Source organism: Robertmurraya sp. DFI.2.37, from assembly GCF_029211245.1.
GTDB classification, from domain to species: domain Bacteria; phylum Bacillota; class Bacilli; order Bacillales; family Cytobacillaceae; genus Robertmurraya; species Robertmurraya methanolica_A.
Genome location: NZ_JARGEJ010000114.1, coordinates 1 through 3,065, shown reverse-complemented (window position 1 = coordinate 3,065; position 3,065 = coordinate 1). Strand labels below are relative to the sequence as shown.

Below are 3,065 nucleotides of genomic sequence, written 5' to 3'. Positions count from 1 at the left end.
TTGTGAGGGGAACGTACGTTTGTCAAGACGGAAAGTTTGTTCGCATCCCTTATTGGGGGTGTAACGATAAAAAGCCCTAGTCGTAAGACTAGAGCTAATGCGGAAAATTAATTTCCGAGAGACTATAAAAAATAATAGGAGGTGTTATTCATGACAGTCATAAATGACGTTAAAACAGCTTTAGCCGGATTAAAAAGCGCTCAAGCTAGCTTTGAAACATTTGCTCTTAGTACAGATAATGAACAAGCGAAGCAGCTTTACCAAGATGCTGCTAAACAAACCCAATCGGTTTTACAAAGCGTTGAACCACGCGTTCAACAAATCGAACAAGAAGAACCTCAATACAAACAACAATAATTAAAAAGACAAAAAAGGTTGGTCGAGTAAACCAACCTTTTTTACTCTCTCAATAATGGATAAAACACAGAGGTGATTTTTCATGATATATAAAATAAAACAAATTAAAGATCAGTCTTTTAGTATTAACGGTTATCGGAATAGAATCAGGATGTAACGGAAGCCAGAATCAGTTGGGTGAAAATAATAACGATTTAAGTATTTCACAGGTACATACAAGCTTTCTTTTTCGATTCTTAACACGTTTTTTCATTGACATCAACAAACTTTATAAACACAATGAGACCCCTCACAACATCGTGGGTGGTTTTTTTGCCTTCATTTTTAATTCTCTTGGGTGTATTGTGTCAAAAAGGTGAAGGTTGGATTGGTAGGGGTGAATTAGCAAACAGCGAACCCGATGGATATACGCTTGGTTATATGGTCTCTCCAAATATCTTTACTGGTTAATAAATCCTACTGCCAATAGAAAAGAAAATTTGGACAGTTTTTAATTTAATATCAGTCACCATGAAGATTCCAAACTTATTGTCGTAAAACGGGATGACCCCCGGTTTGACAATATTAAAGAGTTCATTGGATACGCAAAGGAATCGAGTTAGCTGTGTAGATTTATAAGGTAACAACTAACATACGAGATTGACTGCTTATTAAACGGCTATTTAAAAAGGTTTGAGAATTGTAGAAGCACTATCGCTCTTTATAGAGGACTTTATTTTTGATCATAAAAATGGACACCAATTCAGTTGAAATAGATAGAGGGGAGTTAATCATCTAGTTCTTGTTTGATGATTACCTTTATGAATTCCTTGATGAATTAGCGATTGATACCAACTTTATATTTGTAAAATTGGTGATGAAGCCATTATGGAAAAATTAATTTTAGAAGTGTCTTAAATGAATCAAGTGCACGCAAGCACAACGCTATCAACAATGTCGATATTCATTGAACGGATTGAAGCGCTAAGGCAGCAACAATCACCTATACTAAAACAATATTAACGAGAAATAAATGAGGAAAGGATGCCCTTATTGAATCACTGAAACGGAAGACCAAGAAATTAGAAGGTGATAACAAACAACTTAGTGAGTAATTAGTTGCTTATACAGAGGTATTTAAAAAAGTTTAGTTTATGGAGAGAATGGTGCTCTCCATCCCTGCCTGTTGAACAAACGGGCCATTAACTGAGTAAATTCTTTTCAAATGAGACCTTCTTAAGGCACTATGGATTAAAGCACAAACTCTAAACATAGGAATATGATAATTTTATAAAAATATGAGGGAATGATCAAAATGTATAATGTTCCAATCACGTACCCATATCCTTATTACGTCAACCCATCAATATATAACTCAAACTTGATGTTAAGAAATAGTCAAGGAAAGGATCGACTAGTATTTGAGGCAATACTTGACGGAATAAAAGGAGAAGCTTCAGCCATTGATTTATATAGCCGATTAGTAAATTTAGCACCAAATCAAAAGCATAAAAATGACATTCTGAATATTTTAGAAGACGAAAAGGTACATTGGCAGCAACATACAAATCTGTATATTTCGATGACTGGAAGACAGCCTGTGTACCAAATCGAGAAAGTATCTTTTCGAAATTATCGTGAAGGACTGCAAAAAGCTTATGAAACGGAATTAGCGAATTATGAAGAATATCGAAATGATTATTTGCTTTTGCAAAATTCACCGGTTGGTGATGTATTCCTACGTGCTTCCACAGATGAAATGGAGCATGCTAAACGATTGGCCTTTTTAAAATCATTTAAGAGCAAAGATAAAATTGAATTAAAAGATTATGGACCAGAACCGTTTATCGTTAATATACAGGAGGCTACGAAGCAAAACAATACGTATCGTACCGTTTTATGGACAGGAAGACATTTGCAAGTTACCTTGATGAGTATCAATGTTGGAGAAGATATCGGTTTAGAAATTCACCCCACAGTTGATCAATTCTTGCGTATTGAACAAGGTCAAGGGATTGTTCAAATGGGGGATCGTAAAGATAATTTAGATTTTGCAGAAAAAGTCTATGAAAACTTTGCCATTATGGTACCTGCTGGTAAATGGCATAATGTAACCAATACAGGTAATATCCCGCTAAAACTTTACTCTATTTATGCGCCGCCTCAGCATCCACATGGTACCGTTCACGTAACGAAAGCTGATGCCATGGCTTCTGGTCGTTGTTTTATGGCGAACTAAAATCGCTTGCAGAAAGTACACTATAACTTATCTGAAGAGCAGTAGTAGCCTATCACTGCTCATTTTTTGAAATGTATTTTGCTATTTTCACGTGTCAAATCATTAAAAAATTAAATAATAAAGCTACTTTTAAACACATAGTTTTGTTTTTTATATAAGTATTCAACTAATTAATCCTAAATTGATTCGAATACTTGAATAGCCCTATAGGGAAAATGACTTCATCATTTTCTTTAACATACAGAAATGGGCGCCTTTAACGAAACGGTGCTTGTCCTATTGCAATTGATTATTTTCCTTTTAAAATAAACCATCACCTATTAACCATTAAACTTTGCAAAAAAAGCCTCGAAATGCTTAATTTGGAGCTTACCCCTAAAAGTTAGAGTTTTTATTATGCAGCTGATTGACTGGATTGAATTCGGTATTCAACCGGACTTAGTCCAGTCAATTTTTCTTTTGATCGTATATTGTTATACCAGTAAATATA

3 protein-coding genes and 1 pseudogene are annotated in these 3,065 nt (G+C 34.6%); 3 read left to right on the top strand and 1 reads right to left on the bottom strand.

What is annotated here, in order from left to right:
- Nucleotides 1-150 precede the first annotated feature (150 nt).
- The 3 genes and pseudogenes from PZE06_RS25505 to PZE06_RS25495 all read left to right on the top strand — a co-directional run bounded on the left by PZE06_RS25505 (nucleotide 151) and on the right by PZE06_RS25495 (nucleotide 2,575).
- A complete protein-coding gene (locus PZE06_RS25505) occupies nucleotides 151-357 on the top strand; it encodes a DUF1657 domain-containing protein (protein ID WP_145582939.1) in 207 nt (68 codons plus the stop codon).
- Nucleotides 358-970: 613 nt separating this feature from the next.
- Nucleotides 971-1,210: pseudogene (locus PZE06_RS25500) on the top strand (site-specific integrase); the annotation flags it as partial.
- 441 nt (nucleotides 1,211-1,651) lie between these two features.
- Nucleotides 1,652-2,575 (top strand): cupin domain-containing protein, encoded by a 924-nt coding sequence (locus tag PZE06_RS25495; RefSeq protein WP_145582941.1) that lies wholly within the window; start codon nucleotides 1,652-1,654, stop codon nucleotides 2,573-2,575.
- Nucleotides 2,576-2,969: 394 nt separating this feature from the next.
- On the opposite strand, the gene PZE06_RS25490 is transcribed toward PZE06_RS25495, so the two are convergent.
- Nucleotides 2,970-3,065, bottom strand: a 96-nt coding sequence (locus tag PZE06_RS25490; protein WP_251385272.1) for an IS3 family transposase, incomplete at its 5' end; no start/stop codon positions are given.